The organism is Roseateles terrae (assembly GCF_014192155.1).
GTDB classification, from domain to species: Bacteria; Pseudomonadota; Gammaproteobacteria; order Burkholderiales; family Burkholderiaceae_C; genus Roseateles; species Roseateles terrae.
In genome coordinates this window covers 132487-148314 of sequence record NZ_JACHXO010000008.1, presented here as the reverse complement: position 1 = coordinate 148314, position 15828 = coordinate 132487, and the positions used below count along the sequence as shown (strand labels likewise).

Here is a 15828-nt window from a genome sequence, read left to right as displayed (position 1 = left end):
CCTAGAAACGCTGCGTCATCTGGGCGTAGATCGCGTTTTCGCGATAGCCCAGGGACTGGTCGTCGGAACGGGTGTGGCGCAGGCCCAGCGACGCATCGGTGCGCGGGCCCAGGCGGTGGGTGGTGGACGCGGTCAGCGAGGACATGCCGTTGGACAGGGCATTGCCGCTGCCATCGCCGCTGCTGTGCTGCCGGGTGTAGGTCACATTGCCGGTGCTCAGCGGGGTGAAGCGGTAGGCCACGCTCAAAGTGACGCCGCGCTGGCGGATGTTGCTGGCCAGGGCGAGGTCGTCGGTCGCATTGGCGGTGGTGCCCAGCGCCCGGCTCTTGTTGTCGTTGGCGGCCAGGGTCAACGTCATGCGGGGGCTGGTCCAGGCCAGCGCCAGTTCATTGCGTTGCTGCAGCGTGGCCGTGTTGGTGAGGAAGCCGGTGCTGCTGATGGCGCTGGGGCTCAGGCCCAGCGCGGCCAGCAGCGAACGCACCAGCGCGTCGCGCTTGGCGGCGTCGGGCTCAATGCTGCTGTATTGCAGGTCCAGCAGCTGATAGTTGGTCATTTGCCCGCTGGGGTCGCTCCCGGTGCTCACCGACTGGGTACTGGTCAGGCGCAGCACCAGCTGGGTCATGCGATGTTCCAGCACCGCGTTGTGGCTGTTGCCATAGCTGTGACGCTGCCAGTCGCCGCTGAGCGTGGTGCGCGGCGTCGGGGTCCACTTGAGGCTGGCGCCGTAGATGCTGCTGGTGTCGTTGCCGAAGTAGTCGCTCTTCTCACGACCGCCGGAGACGCCCAGCACCCAGTCCACATCGGGAATCCAGCTGAGGGTGGCCACGGCACTGCTGCTGCGGTTGTCCAGGCCCGTCAGCTCATAGTGGATGCGGCGGGTGTAGGCCTGCAGACCCCAGTTCAGCGCCCGCCCCTGCGGGCCGCTCAGGCTGAGGTTCAGCGAGCCTTCCTTGGTGTCGCCGCTGGCCGAACTGGCCCCGGCGCCCCCTTCGCTGGAATCGCGCATCTGGCCGGTGGCACGCAGCTCGAAGCTGGCCAGCGTGCTCAGCATGCCCCGCCAGTAAGGTGAGACCGTCAGCGTACGCACCTCGGTGCGGTTCGGATTGTCGAGCTCCCCGCTGGGCGAAGACTGGCCGAAGGCGGAAATTGTCTGCTGGCTGATGTTGGCGTTGGCGTCCACGAACAGGCGGGACTGCACCAGCTCCGCATTGCCACGCGCCTGCAGCTGGTTCTGCACCCGGCTGCTGCGATCGCTTTTCAGATAGAGGAGCCCGTCCATCTGATAGTCCAGCGTGCCACGCAACCAGCCGCTGCGACTGGTGATGGACAGGCCCGGCGACACGCTGGTGATCAGCGCCCGGTCCCGCTGACCGTCCGGCGCCAGGGTGAGGTTGTCGGTCCAGGTTTCGGACACGCCGATGCGGGGCACCACCGTCATGCCCAGGCGCTTCGTGCCCTCGCCGCCGTCGGCACCGCTGCCACCGGCGTCGAGGGTCTGGGCCTGCACCGTCGCCATGCCCAGCAGCCCGCAGGCCAGCAGGCATGCGGCGTGGCGCCGGGGAAGACGGTGAAGACCTGCCATGCGCTGCCTCCTCAAGCCTTGCCGGTGGCCGGCTGTCCGCCTTCAGCGGCGTCGTCGCCCTGGCGGTATCCGTAGCCGTAGCCCTGGCCGTATCCGTAGCTGCCGTAGTGGTAGCCGTAGCCCGCATCGGCCTTGGCCGATGCCTGGTTTAGCAGCGCCATCTTCAGCGGGCAGCTTTCGATGGTGGCGATCGCCTGCATCACCGCGCTTTGCGGCGTGCGCTCGGCCTGGATCACCACCACGATCTGGCCCATGTGGGTCGCCAGCACTCGCGACTCGGTGGTCAGCAGCAGCGGCGGCGAATCGAAGATGATGATGCGGTCGGAATACCGCTTGGCCATGTGGTCGAGCAGCGCAGTCATCGCATCGCTGGCCAGTAGTTCGGTGGCGCGGTCATGCGGACGGCCGCTGGGCAGCAGGGTGAGCTTGTCGACGTTGGTCTTGATGAGCACGTCGGCCATGTCGACCGAATTCTCCAGCACATCGAGCAGGCCCGGGCCGGGCGGCAGGCCCAGCATGCGCAGCATGGACGGGCGAGCCACGTCGGCATCCACCAGCATCACGGTGTTGTCGAACTCGGCCGCGATGCTCATGGCGAGGTTCAGGGAGGTGAAGCTCTTGCCCTCGCCGGGCAAGGCGCTGGTCACCATGATCAGGTTGGCATTGTTCAGGGCCGCGGCGCCGCGACCCATCGCATTGCGGATCAGCGGCCGCTTGATGTTGCGGTATTGATCCGCCAGATAACTGCGCGGCGCATTGGGCGTGAGGAAACCCTGCGCGGTCAGCGCTTCCAGGTCCAGTTCCACCCGCTTGGAGGTACCGTCGTGGGGGCCGCGCGCGCGTGTGGTGGTCGGCGCTGCCGAAGCCGTTGTCATTGCCGTGGCTGACGGCGAGACGTGCCCCGTTGGCGCAGCCGGCAGGATGCCCGGTGCGGGGTGCACCATCGCGGGCGCCGTGGCGACCGGCGCCGTCGGCGTGACCGATGCGGGCTCGACCGCCGGGGCCGTCGCCGGGCCGACGTCCACGCCGGCCTGCTTGAGTTGTTCCAGCCGGCGTGCGGCTTGTTCGATCAGGCTTGTCATCGCGTCACCCCACCTGTCGGCTCAGCCAGATCGCCATGCCGATCAATCCCAGCGCATACACACCGGCCAGCCCGCCCGACGCCGCGCCGAAACGCAGCAGATCGACCTTGGCACGACGCCGGTCTTCCGGCGTTTCCTGCCGCGACACCACGCCCAGGATCGGCATCTCCAGACGCTGACGCAGCTCGCTCAGATCGTGGAAGACCGGACGCACCTGGCTCGCGCCAAAGGCCGTCACCAGTCCGGCCAGCACCGCCACCACCAGACCAGCGGCCAGCAGCATCAGGCGGTTGGGCGCCACCGGCTTGGACGACGCACGCGGCGGGTCGATGATGCGGAAGTCGGCCACGCCGGAGGTGTTGTCCAGATCGGTGGAGAGGCTGGCGGATTCGCGACGGGCCACCATCTCTTCGTAATTCTTCTTGATGACCTCGTAATCGCGGTTGAGCTGGGCGAACTCGGCTTCCAGCTGCGGCGCCAACTTGATCGCGCCCTGCGCCTGGGTGTAGCGCCCCTGCAGTTCGTCCACCCTGGCGCGCAGTGAGGCCACTTCCACTTCCTTCGTTGCCAGCACACGGGCCAGCTCCTGGTTGGCCAGGCTGTCACCTCGGCCGCCAGCAGCCGCCGGATTGTTCAGTGCGGCCTTCTGCAGGTCGGCCACTTCCTTCTTCTTCTGCTCTTCCAGGTCCTTGATCAAGCGCTTGGTGTTGACCACGTCCGGATGCTGGTCGGTGTAGCGCTGCTGCAGCGCGTCCAGGTTGCGCTTGAGTCCTTCAATGCGACTGTCGATCTCCGGCGTGGCGAGCTTCTGCGAGCTTTCCTGCATCAGGCTCTGCAGGCTGCCGCCGCTGGTGTTGCGCTTGTTGTCCATCTCCAGCTGCTGCTTGGCCATGTCGCGGGCATTGACCGCCTCGCGCAGTTGCAGCCGCGCGGCGTCCAGCTGCACGCTGGCGTCGGCCAGGCGGGAGGCGGAGTCCTTGCCGTCCTGGGCCGTCAGCTGCAGGTTGCGCAGGCGGAATTCCTTGCGGCGTGTCTCCGCCTCTTCCAGCTTCGCTTCGTAGTTCTTGATCTGCTCATTCAGGAAGGTCGCGGCGGTGGTGCTGTCCTTGCGGCTGGCGCCTAGGCTCGATTCCATGAAGATGTTGAGCAGCGATGCCACCACCTTTTTCGACACGTCCGGCGATGAATCGCGGTAGCTGAGGATGTAGAGGTTGTTGGTGGTGCCGCCGGCCGACTGGATGGACAGGTTGCGGGTGACGCGGTCGATCAGCGCTTCCTGGTCGGACTTGCTGGTGGCGCGCAGGTCCAGGTCGGCCATGCGCACCAGTTTTTCCACATTGGGGCGGCTGATCAGGGTGCGGCTGAGCACGGCCACCTGCTGCTCGGTGTTGTTCAACACCGCCAGGTTGGTCATCAGCGGCTTGAGCATGGACTGGGTGTCCACATAGACGCGGGCGCTGGCTTCGAAGCGGTCCGGCACCACAAACACCACCACGGCCGCGATGAGGCCCACCAGCCAGGCGGCCAACAGCCCCGGCCACCGGTAGCGCCACATGCGCTTGAACACAGCCATCAGCTGGGCAATGAGGGAATCCATGCGGCGATCTCTCTACGAGCGGTACTGCAACCACACCGGCTGCGCGCCGCGTCCTGGGGGAGCGTCTGCGCGGGGCCGGCGTGAGGAATCAGGAAAAACGGATCAGAGGATGCTCTGAGGAATGATGAGGATATCGCCCGGACGCATCTCGACATTGGCCGAGACGTCGCCGCGGCGGATCAGATCCTTCAACCGCACGGAATATTGCTTGTTGCCTTCGGCGGTGCGCAGGATGCTGGCGCCGTTGCCGTCTGCGAAGTCGGTGAGGCCGCCCACGGCGATCATCACATCCAGCAGCGTCATGTTCTGCTTGTAGGGCAGGAACATCGGCTTGGCGGCTTCCCCCACCACCCGGATCTGCTCGCTGTAGGGGCCGACAAAGGTGGTGACGATGACGGTCACCACCGGGTCGCGGACGTATTTGGACAGGGTCTTTTCGATATCCCGGGCAATCTGCACCGAGTTCTTGCCCTGCACCGGCAGCTCGTCGATCAGCGGCGAGGCGATCTTGCCATCGGGACGCACCGGCACGGTGGTGGACAGTTCGGGATTGCGCCAGACAATGATGTTGAGGTTGTCACCGGCGCCGACCACATAGCTGTAGTCCGCCTGGCTGGCGCTGACCGGCGCGGGCGGATATTTCCCGGCGGTGGAGCAGCCGGTCAGGCCCAAACTGACGGCCAGCAGGCCCCCCACGATCCGCAGAATTGCGCGGCCCGTCCAGTGCATCGATCCAGTCTTCTTGAACATGTCCACCCCTCTGGAAACTAGCCGGATTGCACCTCAGCGCGCCCCCGGAGGGAACCCCCTGGACTGAGGGCGATCCCGGGGGGGCGTGATGGAATTCCGTGCTAATTCCCGGCGGTCGCGCTAGGCAGTTGGCCTCAGCCCCCGCGAAGCAGGGGTTTGATCAGGCTGATCAGCAGACGCTGGATCGGGTTGGCGTTTCCAAGGGGGCGCCAGGTGTGTTTGAGAATGCCCCGGTAGGCATCCAGATGCAGGCCCCATGGGGCCGCCCGCAGCGGGCCACGGTTCAGCAGGAGTTTGAGCACCTGCGTGCCCATCATGCCGGCGCACAGCTCGCAGGCCATGCCGGTGGAAGGCCCGCGGCGTTCCGCGAAATTCACCGATTCCGGCACCACCAGGTATTTGCGGTTGAGCATGGCCGGCGAGACGCCTGCGATGAAGCGGGCGTACTGGTCGGTGGAGGGGCGCCCTTCCAGCTTGAAATACTCTTCGAAGCTCATCCCCGTGGGGCTGAAATACAAAAAGGCCGAGCCCATGCCCAGCGGTGCAGCGGTCATGGCGGGAATGCCCAGTTCGCGGCAGCGCTGAAACACCTTGCGGCGGGTGGGCAGCACAAACAGGTCGAGGCTGTCCACGTACACGTCCACGTCTTTCAGGAACTCATCGAGGTTGTGGTCCTGCACCCCTTCCGGAAAGAGTCGGATATTGCTCTCCGGATTCACGTCCCGCGCCATCCGTTCCATGACCTGCAGTTTGGACTGGCCCATGGTGGACATGAAGGCGCCGGCCTGCCGATTCATGTTGTGGACGTCGAATTCGTCGAAGTCCGCGATATTGAAGTTGGCCACGCCCAGACGGGACAAGGTCAGGATGTGGGCGCCCCCCACCCCTCCGAGGCCGGCGATCGCCACCCGTGCGCGCCTCAGACGCTGCTGTTCCTCCGGAGTCACCCAGCCGATGTTGCGTGAGAAGGCCCGTTCGTAGTTGAACACGTAGCCCGGCTGGGCGTCGGGCGGCACGGCGCTGGTCATCTGGAACCCCCTGTACTTGTAGTGGTTCTGCACAAGTATGCCGTTGACATCACAACGCGGGAACGGATCGGGCCTGTGGCGCTGTCCCTCAAGCGGTGTCGACAAACTTGACATCGGCCCCAAAGAATTCACGCAACCAAAAGTTAAGTCATTGATTTTGAACAGGGAACGCCTGCTGGCACGCTCTTCGCTTTTTAGACCGCCAAGAAGCCTTCCGCTTCACCGTGCATCTGGCAAGACGCATCTCAAAGGAGAGACACATGTTCAAGCAAGCGAAGCTCGCCCTGGCCATCCTGGCGTTGGGTGCAGCCGCGGCGCCCGCCCTGGCGTCGCCCCTGTATATCAATACGGGTTCCGACTTCAATCTGGAACCCAACGGCTCCACCACGACGGCCGTGTTCGACCAGATGGGCTACAGCGGCACGCTGGCCACCTCCATCTACCTGGGCAATCCGGCCACGCCGGGCACCACGGTGGTGGACACCAACATCCCGTCGATCATGAACTTCTACGGGTTCAGCGCAGGTCCCAAGACCTCGATCAATGGGACCGCCCTGAATTTCGGCTACCCGAATGCGCCGTCGCAGACCAACATCGACACGCTGAACAATCCGGTGTCGCCGGACCTGAACGGCTTCACCGGTGGCGTGAGCTTCCCGCAGTACGGCGCCGGCAACGTCGGCGGCCTGGGTGGCGCCTGGGGCCTGACCTATTCCTATCAGATCGTCGGCACGACGGTGGACCGGAACGGTGACGGTGCGTCTGACTCCGTGCAATACACCGCCGGCATCTTCAGCGTTTATTACCAAAGCGCTGTGACTGACCCGAACAACGGCAAGGAAGTCCTGCGCCTGGTCGTGAACGGCTCGGAAATCGCTGACGCCAACCTCTACATCAAGGGTGTGGTGGACTACAGCTATACCAGCGATCCGTTCGTCCAGAACTTCTTCAATTCCGGCGAAGGTCTGGGCACCCTGTACAGCAACTGGCTGAACAACCCGATCTCGGTGAGCTGGATTCTGGACACCAACGTGGATCCCCCTGTGGCGACGCCCTCGCAACTGTGGAATTCCGGTTCCGCCCTGATCCGCCAATCGGAACTTGACGGCTCGGTCACCCTGAACGTGCCGGAACCTGGCAGCCTGGCCCTGGTGGGTCTGGCCCTGGCCGGTCTGGGCTTCGCTCAGCGTCGCCGCAGCGTCAAGTAATCAGGACCGCGGGCCGCAGAGCCCGCGCGCCGGATGCATTCAAAGCCGCCTTCGGGCGGCTTTTTTCATGGGCAGGCGGGCGCCGATGTCGGGAAACCATGCCGGCGCCGCCGCAGTGGCTGACTGCTTCGAGCTAGCGGTTACAGGGTAATGACGGCGGGAGGGCACGCCGGTAGAGTCCGTTTCCAACAAGCAGTGTCGGGGAGGGCCTGCATCAATTGACTCACATCTCAGGTGCCCTGATGCCCAGACCTCTCCGCTTCGAAGATCTTGCCCGACGTCACCCCATCGACCCTCACCAGTTGCAGGGCTACGCCAACGCGGCCAAGGTCAGGCTTCAGGCCCACCATGCATCGCCGGTCGACTTCCAGGTGGTCTCTGACGACGCGTCCGCGCTCTATCAGCTCGCGTGGACGCCCATCGACGAACAGCTCCGACACTCCTACCGCAATGCGGACGATGCCAAACGCGACGGCGCCTACGTTCTGGCCATGGCCGCTGTCGAAGAAGTCGCAGGCATGGTGGGGGTGGCGCGCGCTGAGACGAGGACCGGCGCGGACTACTACCTGGCGCCGCTGGGCAGCGAAACCGGCGATCTGGAAAGCGCGTTCCGCCTGGAGGTTTCTGGAACCGACGGCGGCCCCTCCGAGATTCGCCGTCGGCTGCACGAGAAGCGCCAACAGACCCAACGCGGCCTCAGCACGGTTCCCGCCATCGCGGCGGTGGTCGGCTTCAAAACCAAACTGATCTTGATTGAAAGGACATAGACATGGATTGGCTCACCTATCACAAGGCCAGCGAGGCCTACGCCACCAAGGCTCACACCGCACTCTCCGACGGTCGCAATCACGACGCAGAGAAGCTGTTCCGCCGAGCTGCGGCTGCAGAAGAGCGGGCCCTGCTTCAACTGAATCCTGCCAAGATCCGAACCTTTGGCATCACGGCGGTCAGCGCTGCGTCGCTTTGGTTCAAGGGACGTGATCTGCCACGCGCTGCTCGACTGGTCCAGCGTTGCCTGACGCAGCCGGACCTCCTGCCGCCGGCACGTGCTCAGCTGGAGGAACTGCGGAGCGTCATCCCCAGCGTCACGGCGCAGCCGGCGTCTGTCACGCCGCCGCCCTCCTCCGATGCACCTGCAGGCCACTTGAAGCGATGGGCTTGGTGCTGACGCTCCGGAGCGGGATGCCGCCCCCCCAACGACCATGAGCGCCCCATCAGTGCCCCATCAGTGCCCCATCAGCGCAGCGGCGTCACCACCCCGCGCCCCTGCGACCAGATGATGGCCACCACCTGCTGCGCGTCATACAGCGCATTCACATGGGCGATGCGCATCGAGTAGTAGTCCCCTTCCGCCGCCATCACGTCAAACAGCGAGCGCTTGCCCAGCTGCTGCCACTGTTGCAGTGTGAATCCCCGCACACGGTCGCTGTTGCGCAGAATGTCGACGATGCGGCGCGAACGGTCCAGGGAGGACTGCGCCGCTTCAAACATTTCCTGCACCCGGTAGCGCTTGGCTTCAATGGTGTCGTCCCGTTGGAGCGACGCCGCCTGCGCCCGGCGACGCGCCGAGTTCAGCGCCGAGTCGGCACCCGGCTGCACGATCGGAATATTGACCTGCACGCCCCCGATCCAGTCATTCTGCTTGGCCTGCCCCACCGTGGCGCTGCCCTGCACCAGCAGGCTCACACTGGGCTGCTGACCCGCACGGACGGATTCGGCATAACTGCGCTGCGCCTGCGCCGTGGCCGCAGCCTGCGAGACGTCCGGCGAGAGCATCACGTCCGCCATGGCTTCATTCAGATCCGGCAGACGGGACAGCACCGAGCTCATCGCGGCGGGACGGGGCAGATCCTCCCCCACGTAGCGGCGCAACCGCACTTCCGTCTGGCGCAGTGCGGAGACCGTCTGCTCATACGACAGATCAGCCTGCTGCAGGCTCTTCTGGGCCTGCACCAGTTCACTGGCACGGCCGCGGTCGGCTTTGGTGATGATCTCCAGCGCTTCCACCAGGCACGCCATCTTGCGGGTGTACTGGGTATAGACCTGTGCCTGCAGCTGGTAACGCCCACGGTCGAGCGCCAGAGACACCGTCTGGAGAGCCACCTGCTCTTCCGCGCTGTTCTGGCTGTAGCGCGCCGCTTCCGCCAGTTGCGACCGCCATTCGGTCAGCTTGGTGATGCGGCCGGAGTCATATAGCGGCGCCGTCACGCTCAGCGTGCCGCGGCCCTGCAGACCGGAGCTGCGTCCCGCCGGCCCGTCCCCCGGGATCTGGGAGCCCACATGCGAGCCAGTGAGGCCGAGGTTGACCGTTGGCAGACGCTGCGCCTTCGCTTCGGCCAGGTCTGCCTCTGCGGCCTGCGCCAGCATGCGGCTGGCACCGATGGACTTGCTGCGGTCCAGCGCCTTCTGCACGAGCTCCTGCAGCTGCGCGCGCGGATCGGCCGAGCCGGTTTCCAGCAGCGCCGCATCTCGCACCGCGGCGGACGATGCCGGCAGGGTGCCGTCGTCACTGCACCGGCTGGGTGGCGGGTCCTGAGCCCAGGCCGGCAACGCCACACCTGCGGCCAGAGCGAGCGCCACCGGGGTACTGAAGGAGACGCGCCGCAGGCTCCGGCGCAGAGTTGATTGAGTCATGGTCACGCGTACTGCAAGCAATTTCCCATGCCTCTACTGGACCATGCCGTCTGGCGATCAAAGCCTCGATAAGCGGCTGAAGCCCGGCCCTGCTTTTGGCTCTGACGCCGCCTCTGGCCCCGGCTCTGGCCCCGGCTCCTGCGATGGGTCCGGCCAAGGTTCTGGCGAGGGTTCTGGCGCGGCCGCGTTCCCACGCGCCCACGGTCAGTGAACCGGGCGTTGTCCTGCCGTCCTCACCGCTCCCGCAGTGCTTCCTTGGACTTGAGCATCGGCCGCAGCAGATAGCTGAGCACCGAACGCTCGCCGGTGCGAATTTCCAGCATCGCCGTCATGCCCGGAATCACCGGCAGCGGCTCGCCATGCAGCTTGATGTCCACCCGCTCGGCCGCCACGATCACCCGGTAGTAGGTGCCTTCGCCGTTTTTCTCGGTCTCGCCCAGGGCATCCGGGCTGATGTATTCGATCTTGCCGTGCATGCCACCGTTGACATTGAAGTCATACCCGTTGACCTTCACCACCGCGGACTGTCCGACCTGCAGGAAGCCGATGTCCTTGGGCTTGATGCGCGCCTCCACCAGCACCCGCGCGCCCATGGGCACGATCTCCATGATGGGCGCGCCGGACGCGACCGCGCTGCCCACGGTGTTCATCTTGATGTTCTTGACGAAGCCCTTGACGGGGGACTTGAGCACCGTGTGCTGCAGCGCATCCCGGCGCACCACCATCTGCTCATCGATCTGCGCCAGCTCGGTCTGCACTCGGGAGAGGTCGGTGCTGGCCTCTTGCCGGAAACGGCTGATCCGCTCATTGCGCTGCTGCTGCAGTTCGTTGACCTGCCGGTTCAGCCGCATCACCTCCACGTTGGACATCAGCCCCTTGGCCGACATGTCCTGCGCCATCTTCAATTCGGTGGCCAGCAGGCCGACGCTGCGGTTGTAACTGGACACGGCCTCCTCCAGCACCCGGCGACGGGTGTCGAAGACTTCGGACTCGCTGTCCACCAGCCGTTGCACCTGGGTCACTTCCGGGGGGAATTTGAGCGCCTGACCGAGGGCCTCCGCACGCAGGCGGGCGACCTGGGCCATCAGGCCCAGCCGCTTCACCTGGCTTTCGTTCTGCGCCGCTTCGGCGCGGGTCGGGTCCAGCTCGGCCAGCGGCTGACCGGCCTCCACTTCCTCACCTTCGCGCACCAGCAGCTTGCTGAGCACGCCGGTTTCGACGCTGGTGACGATCTGCTCCTTGCCATCCGGCACGATGCGCGCATCGCTGCGGGTGACTTCATCCACCGTGGCCAGCGCTGACCAGGTCACGCCCACCACCAGCACGATGGCCACCAGATACAGCACCCAGACCGATTTGGGCAGCGGCTCATCGATCAGCGCGGATTGCACGCTGCTGATGAACAGGTTGTCCTCGCGGGACAGGGCGCGTTGCTGAGACATGTTCACACCGCCGCGTTACGGTTGACCGGCTGCGCGGCGGGATGCATGTGGACGGTGCCATTCGCCAACTGCGCAGCCTGCGCGGCCTGGGCCTGCGCCATCTGGGCCATCTGCGCCGCCTGTGCGGCATTGGGCCCCTGCCCTTGCGCCTGACCCGGCGCGCCGCCCGGACGCACGCCCGACAGCGCCGCCAGCACCTGGTCGCGCGGGCCGTCCATGACGAGGCGCCCCGAGTCCACCACGAGAATGCGGGACACCAGCTCCAGCACCGCCGGCCGGTGGGTGACCATCACCAAGGTGCAGTCGCCGGCCGCATCGCGCAGCTGACGCAGGAAGGCGATTTCGGACTGCGCGTCCATCGAGCTGGTGGGTTCGTCCATCAACAGGATCTGCGGGCGGGTGACCAGACTGCGGGCCAGTGCCACCAGCTGACGCTGGCCGCCTGACAGCAGCGTGCCCATTTCACCGACCGGCAGGTCCCAACCCATCGGATGGTTGGCCACCACCCGGTCCAGGCCGGTGAGTTTGGCGACTTCCACCAGGCGCTGTGCGTCCACGTGGCGACCCATCAGCACGTTGTCGCGCAGCGTGCCGTGGAAGAGCCGCGGCTCCTGCGACACAAAACCGACCTTGCTGCGGAACTCGGCGGGATCCACCTGCCGCAGGTCGATGCCGTCCACCTCCACCATGCCTTCGGTCGGCTGATACAGCCCCGCCAGCATGCGCAGCACCGTGGACTTGCCACTGCCGATACGCCCCAGGATGGCGATGCGTTCGCCCGGCTGGATCCGCAGCGTGACGCTGCGCAGCACTTTGGGAGACTGGGCGTCGCCCTGCGCCGGATAGCTGAAGCCCACGTCAGTCAGGCCCATGCGGCCAGTGACCTGGGTGAGCGGCACATAGTTGCGCTGCGAGTCCCGCTCCGTGGGGGCGCTCATGACGGAGTTGAGCGACAACATGGCCGCCCGCGCACCTTGGTAGCGCGTCGCCAAACTGACCAGGCTGTTCAATGGCATCGTGGCCCGGCCGGCGAACATCACGGCGCCGATCAACGCACCGGCCGAGATCACCCCATCGCCGATGAGATACACCCCCCACACCAGCATCACCAGGTTGATGAGCTGCTGCATGGTCATGGAGATGTTCATGCTCCAGCTGGACATGGTCCGGGCGCGGAGCGCGGACTCGGCGACGATGGCGGTGCTCTGCTCATACCGACGCAGGAAACGTCCTTCGGCGCCGGACGTCTTCAGGTCTTCCAGGCCTTCCAGGGCCTCCACCAGCGTGCCGTGCAGATCGGCCGCCTCGGTCATGTTGGTGCGCATGGCGCGGCGCAGATACCCCTGGATGGCCAGGCTCATGCCCAGCATCAGCGGAATCGCGGCCATCAGCACCCAGCCGAGCGGCCCGCCGACGATGAAGGTCATGGCCACGAACAGGATGATGAACGGCAGGTCGGTCAGGGCCGACATGGTGGCCGAGGTGAAGAAGTCGCGCACGACTTCCACCTGCGCCAGGTAGTGGGCGTAAGAGCCGGCGGAGGCCGGCTTGTGTTCCATGCGCACGCCCAGCGTCTGCCGGAACAGCTTCGCCCCGATGATCAGGTCGGTCTTGCGGCCGGCGAGGTCGATCAGGTGGCTGCGCAACTGGCGGGAGAACATGTCGAACACGAGTGCCAGTCCGGCGCCGACGGCCAGCGTCCAGAGCGTCACGTAGGCCTGATGCGGAATGACCTTGTCGTAGATCACCGAGGTGACCAGGCCCGACACCAGCATCAGCACATTGCTCAGCAAGGCCGCCAGCATGGCCGAGCGGTAATACGGCACAAACCGGCGCAGGGTGCCCCAGAGCCAGTGCTTCTCCGGCTGCAGCAGCGGCGGCTCGCCGGCCAGCGGCTTGGCCTGGCTCTGCTCCTGCGGGGTGACGGCCAGGATGAAACCGCTGTATTCCTGATCCAGCTCCGACGCCGGCGCCACGCAACTCGCGGCCTCCGGGCCCGGGAAGACCACTTCATAGCGGGCGCCGCTGCCGTCCTGCCCGTCATCCAGGCGGCGCACCAGCACGCAGGCATCGCCACCATTGAGCAGCAGCACCGCCGGCAGCAGCAGCGCGTTGATTTCGTCAATGCCCTTGCGCAGCAGGCCGGCGTTGTAACCGGCTTCGCGCATCAGGCGAATGGCTTGATCGGGGCTGAGCTGCCCCTCGATCGGGGCGCCCGCGCGCAGCGACTCCGGCGAGCGGGCGCGGCCGTGGTGCTGGGTCAGCCAGGCCAGGCAGTGCAGCAGCGGGTCGATGGCCGGTTGATCCGCCAGCCCGGCCAGCGGATCGTGCGGCTCTTCCGGCATGCCGGGCGCGCGCTGACCGTCCTCGGCGGCCAGGCGCAGGCCGGGGCGGCGTGCGCGCTGGTCACCGTCGAAGAAGGGGTCGTGCGGCCGGCTCATACTGGGAATCGTGGATCAATCAGGCGCGATGGGCCAGTGTCAATTGCTCGAATTCGCGCTCAATGTCACGAACAATCTGCGGCATGTTGAATAGTTCGCTCTGGCGACCCTCTTCCCGCAGATAACGCTTGTAGGAGCGGGCCCGCCCAGGGTTCAACCCGATCTGGATGGCGCGCTGCTCATACTCCTGCAGCGAATGGGTGATCAGGTCCGGCAGGCCCACCGCCGTCAGCAGGCTGCCGCACATCCGGGAGATGTAGCTGCGGCCGGAGCGGGTGAGGATGGGCGTGCCCATCCAGAGGCAGTCACTGGCGGTGGTGCCGGCGTTGTAGGGGAAGGTGTCCAGCACCAGGTCCGGCAGCATGAAGCGGGCCAGATAGTCCGGCGGCGCCACCCGCGGCGCAAAAATCAGCCGGGCCGGATCGACGCCGGCGGCTTCCGCTTCGCGGCGCAGGTTGGCGCGGGCCCAGTCGTTGTCCGCCAGCAGCCACAGCACGCTGCCCGGCACGCCGAGCAGGATGCGCATCCAGGCGCCGAACATCTCGGCATTCATCTTGTGGTTGTTATTGAACGAGCAGAAGACAAAGGCGTCTTCCGGCAGGTCGTACTGCGCGCGGGTGGGCGTCGCGCCCACTTCCCGCTGCCGGTCGCTGACCTGATAGCAGTGCGGCAGGTAGATCGGTTTTTCGCTGCAGTACGGCAGGTACTCGGGCGGCATGGTGAAGCGATCCGCCAGGATCCAGTCCACGCCGGGCAGCAGCGACGTCGCCGGCAGCCCCAGGTAACTCACTTGCACCGGTGCCGGCCGATAGGCCAGGATATTGGGGCGGGCGCCGCTGGTCAGGCCCTGCAGGTCCACCAGCACGTCGATGCCGGTCTGCGCAATCAGCTTGGCGGCATTGCTGTCGTCAATGGTGTTGATCCGCCAGACCTTGTCAAAGGAGCGAAGCAGCCGCTGGCGTAGCGGCGTGCCATCTTCCCGGCTCCAGCAGAAGGCATGGATCTCGAATTTTTCGCGGTCGTGCAACTCGTACAACTCGGCGGTGAGCAGACCCACCGCATGCATGCACAGGTCGCCCGACAGATAGCCGATGCGGATCTTGCCGCCCTGCTGACGCGCCGCCACCGAAGCCGGATGCCGCCACAGCGGCGCTTCCTTCGGACGGGTGACCTTTTCGTAGACGAAGCGTTGGGCGGCGCCCATCTGGAGGGCGGGATCGTCGGTGGCGCTCAAGGTGGCCAGCAGCGACGTGGCCAGCAGCAGCGCGTTGTGGGTGACCTCGCCAAACGGCTGATAGACCGGCCACTTGCATTGCTTCTGACGGATGTGCACATAGTGCTGCATCACATCGGTCTGGTCCGGCTTGAGCGTGAGGCTGCGCACCATCAACGCTTCGGATTCCTCATAGCGACGCTGCAACTCCAGCAGGCGTGCCGCATTGTTCAGCGCGTGCGTGCGCAGGCCCAGCACCTCGGCACCGAGCGACTCCATCGGGCCTTCGTGGTCGTAAACGCTGCGCCACGCGGCCAGCGCTTCTTCCACCCGCTGCTGATGCTCCAGCTGATGGCCCAGGTTCAGACGGGCCTGAGCGAAGCTCGGGCTGATGGCCAGCGCCTGCTGGTAGACCTGCTCGGCGCGCTGATGCTGCTGAACGTTGCCCAGCACCGTGCCCCAGTTGTAGAGCGCCACGAGCTGGCTGGCCGGCGGATGACCGGGCACCGACAGCCAGGTTTCATACAAAGCCGCGGCGGCATGGCCGAGCTGGCGGTTCTGCAGGACATTGGCCCGGTCCATCAACTCCGGCAGCGGCAGGCTGCCCGCACCGGCGCGTTGAAGCAGGAGCTCCCATTCCTGGGCCAGCTCGGCGGGGACGCTGAGGTTCTGCATGCGATTGGCGGCTGAATCCATGTGAGGGCTTCAATGAAGGACGAGGGCGACCCGCCACGGGCGGTTCTCCTGTCAGGATTGTGAACGTCCGTGACAGGATTGAAACCCGCCAATTGGCGGGCTCGAACCGGTCAATTCAATGCTTGTCCGCCGGGGTTGCGCTCGTCGCCGGGGCG

12 protein-coding genes are annotated in these 15828 nt (G+C 65.9%); 3 read left to right on the top strand and 9 right to left on the bottom strand.

The genetic code is table 11. From position 1 onward, the window contains the following. Nucleotide 1: 1 nt before the first annotated feature. From FHS28_RS20005 to FHS28_RS19985, 5 genes are all read right to left on the bottom strand, one after another. Nucleotides 2–1582: a TIGR03016 family PEP-CTERM system-associated outer membrane protein gene (locus FHS28_RS20005; protein WP_088453603.1), complete on the bottom strand. Its 1581-nt coding sequence runs from the start codon at nt 1580–1582 to the stop codon at nt 2–4. Nucleotides 1583–1593: 11 nt separating this feature from the next. Further along, nucleotides 1594–2664, bottom strand: a complete 1071-nt coding sequence (locus FHS28_RS20000; protein WP_088453602.1) for an XrtA-associated tyrosine autokinase — start codon at nt 2662–2664, stop codon at nt 1594–1596. 4 nt (nt 2665–2668) lie between these two features. Further along, nucleotides 2669–4261 (bottom strand): XrtA system polysaccharide chain length determinant, encoded by a 1593-nt coding sequence (locus FHS28_RS19995; protein ID WP_088453601.1) that lies wholly within the window; start codon nt 4259–4261, stop codon nt 2669–2671. A 102-nt stretch (nt 4262–4363) separates the two neighbouring features. Then, complete coding sequence (locus FHS28_RS19990) at nt 4364–5011, bottom strand: XrtA/PEP-CTERM system exopolysaccharide export protein (RefSeq protein ID WP_088453600.1); 648 nt, start codon at nt 5009–5011, stop codon at nt 4364–4366. A 134-nt stretch (nt 5012–5145) separates the two neighbouring features. Then, complete coding sequence (locus tag FHS28_RS19985) at nt 5146–6039, bottom strand: ThiF family adenylyltransferase (RefSeq protein WP_088453599.1); 894 nt, start codon at nt 6037–6039, stop codon at nt 5146–5148. A gap of 260 nt (nt 6040–6299) precedes the next feature. Here FHS28_RS19985 and FHS28_RS19980 point away from each other — a divergent pair, with 260 nt between their 5' ends. From FHS28_RS19980 to FHS28_RS19970, 3 genes are all read left to right on the top strand, one after another. Then, entirely contained in the window at nt 6300–7247 is a 948-nt protein-coding gene (locus FHS28_RS19980) for a PEP-CTERM sorting domain-containing protein (RefSeq protein WP_088453598.1), read from the top strand. 242 nt (nt 7248–7489) lie between these two features. After that, nucleotides 7490–8014, top strand: coding sequence for a hypothetical protein (locus tag FHS28_RS19975; protein WP_221194095.1), 525 nt, complete (start codon nt 7490–7492; stop codon nt 8012–8014). Nucleotides 8015–8016: 2 nt separating this feature from the next. Further along, nucleotides 8017–8415 carry a hypothetical protein gene (locus FHS28_RS19970; protein WP_088453597.1) on the top strand — a complete coding sequence of 133 codons (399 nt, stop codon included), beginning with the start codon at nt 8017–8019 and terminating at the stop codon, nt 8413–8415. Nucleotides 8416–8483: 68 nt separating this feature from the next. Here the strand turns inward: FHS28_RS19970 and FHS28_RS19965 are convergent, their stop codons facing one another. From FHS28_RS19965 to FHS28_RS19950, 4 genes are all read right to left on the bottom strand, one after another. After that, complete coding sequence (locus tag FHS28_RS19965) at nt 8484–9881, bottom strand: TolC family protein (RefSeq protein WP_184295279.1); 1398 nt, start codon at nt 9879–9881, stop codon at nt 8484–8486. 233 nt (nt 9882–10114) lie between these two features. After that, a complete protein-coding gene (locus FHS28_RS19960) occupies nt 10115–11323 on the bottom strand; it encodes an HlyD family type I secretion periplasmic adaptor subunit (protein WP_088453595.1) in 1209 nt (402 codons plus the stop codon). Between the two features lie 2 nt (nt 11324–11325). Next, the gene (locus FHS28_RS19955) at nt 11326–13764 is read right to left on the bottom strand and encodes a type I secretion system permease/ATPase (protein ID WP_088453594.1); all 2439 of its coding nucleotides are present in this window, start codon (nt 13762–13764) and stop codon (nt 11326–11328) included. A 19-nt stretch (nt 13765–13783) separates the two neighbouring features. Then, the gene (locus FHS28_RS19950; protein ID WP_246410386.1) at nt 13784–15673 is read right to left on the bottom strand and encodes an O-linked N-acetylglucosamine transferase, SPINDLY family protein; all 1890 of its coding nucleotides are present in this window, start codon (nt 15671–15673) and stop codon (nt 13784–13786) included. Nucleotides 15674–15828 lie beyond the last annotated feature (155 nt).

Bases quoted from the DNA above. Each gene is read 5' to 3' on its own strand.
- FHS28_RS19985 (WP_088453599.1), bottom strand. From the start codon at position 6,039: ATGACCAGCGCCGTGCCGCCCGACGCCCAGCCGGGCTACGTGTTCAAC.
- FHS28_RS19995 (WP_088453601.1), bottom strand. From the start codon at position 4,261: ATGGATTCCCTCATTGCCCAGCTGATGGCTGTGTTCAAGCGCATGTGG.
- FHS28_RS20000 (WP_088453602.1), bottom strand. From the start codon at position 2,664: ATGACAAGCCTGATCGAACAAGCCGCACGCCGGCTGGAACAACTCAAG.
- FHS28_RS19990 (WP_088453600.1), bottom strand. From the start codon at position 5,011: ATGTTCAAGAAGACTGGATCGATGCACTGGACGGGCCGCGCAATTCTG.
- FHS28_RS20005 (WP_088453603.1), bottom strand. From the start codon at position 1,582: ATGGCAGGTCTTCACCGTCTTCCCCGGCGCCACGCCGCATGCCTGCTG.
- FHS28_RS19980 (WP_088453598.1), top strand. From the start codon at position 6,300: ATGTTCAAGCAAGCGAAGCTCGCCCTGGCCATCCTGGCGTTGGGTGCA.
- FHS28_RS19975 (WP_221194095.1), top strand. From the start codon at position 7,490: ATGCCCAGACCTCTCCGCTTCGAAGATCTTGCCCGACGTCACCCCATC.
- FHS28_RS19970 (WP_088453597.1), top strand. From the start codon at position 8,017: ATGGATTGGCTCACCTATCACAAGGCCAGCGAGGCCTACGCCACCAAG.
- FHS28_RS19950 (WP_246410386.1), bottom strand. From the start codon at position 15,673: ATGGATTCAGCCGCCAATCGCATGCAGAACCTCAGCGTCCCCGCCGAG.
- FHS28_RS19965 (WP_184295279.1), bottom strand. From the start codon at position 9,881: ATGACTCAATCAACTCTGCGCCGGAGCCTGCGGCGCGTCTCCTTCAGT.
- FHS28_RS19960 (WP_088453595.1), bottom strand. From the start codon at position 11,323: ATGTCTCAGCAACGCGCCCTGTCCCGCGAGGACAACCTGTTCATCAGC.
- FHS28_RS19955 (WP_088453594.1), bottom strand. From the start codon at position 13,764: ATGAGCCGGCCGCACGACCCCTTCTTCGACGGTGACCAGCGCGCACGC.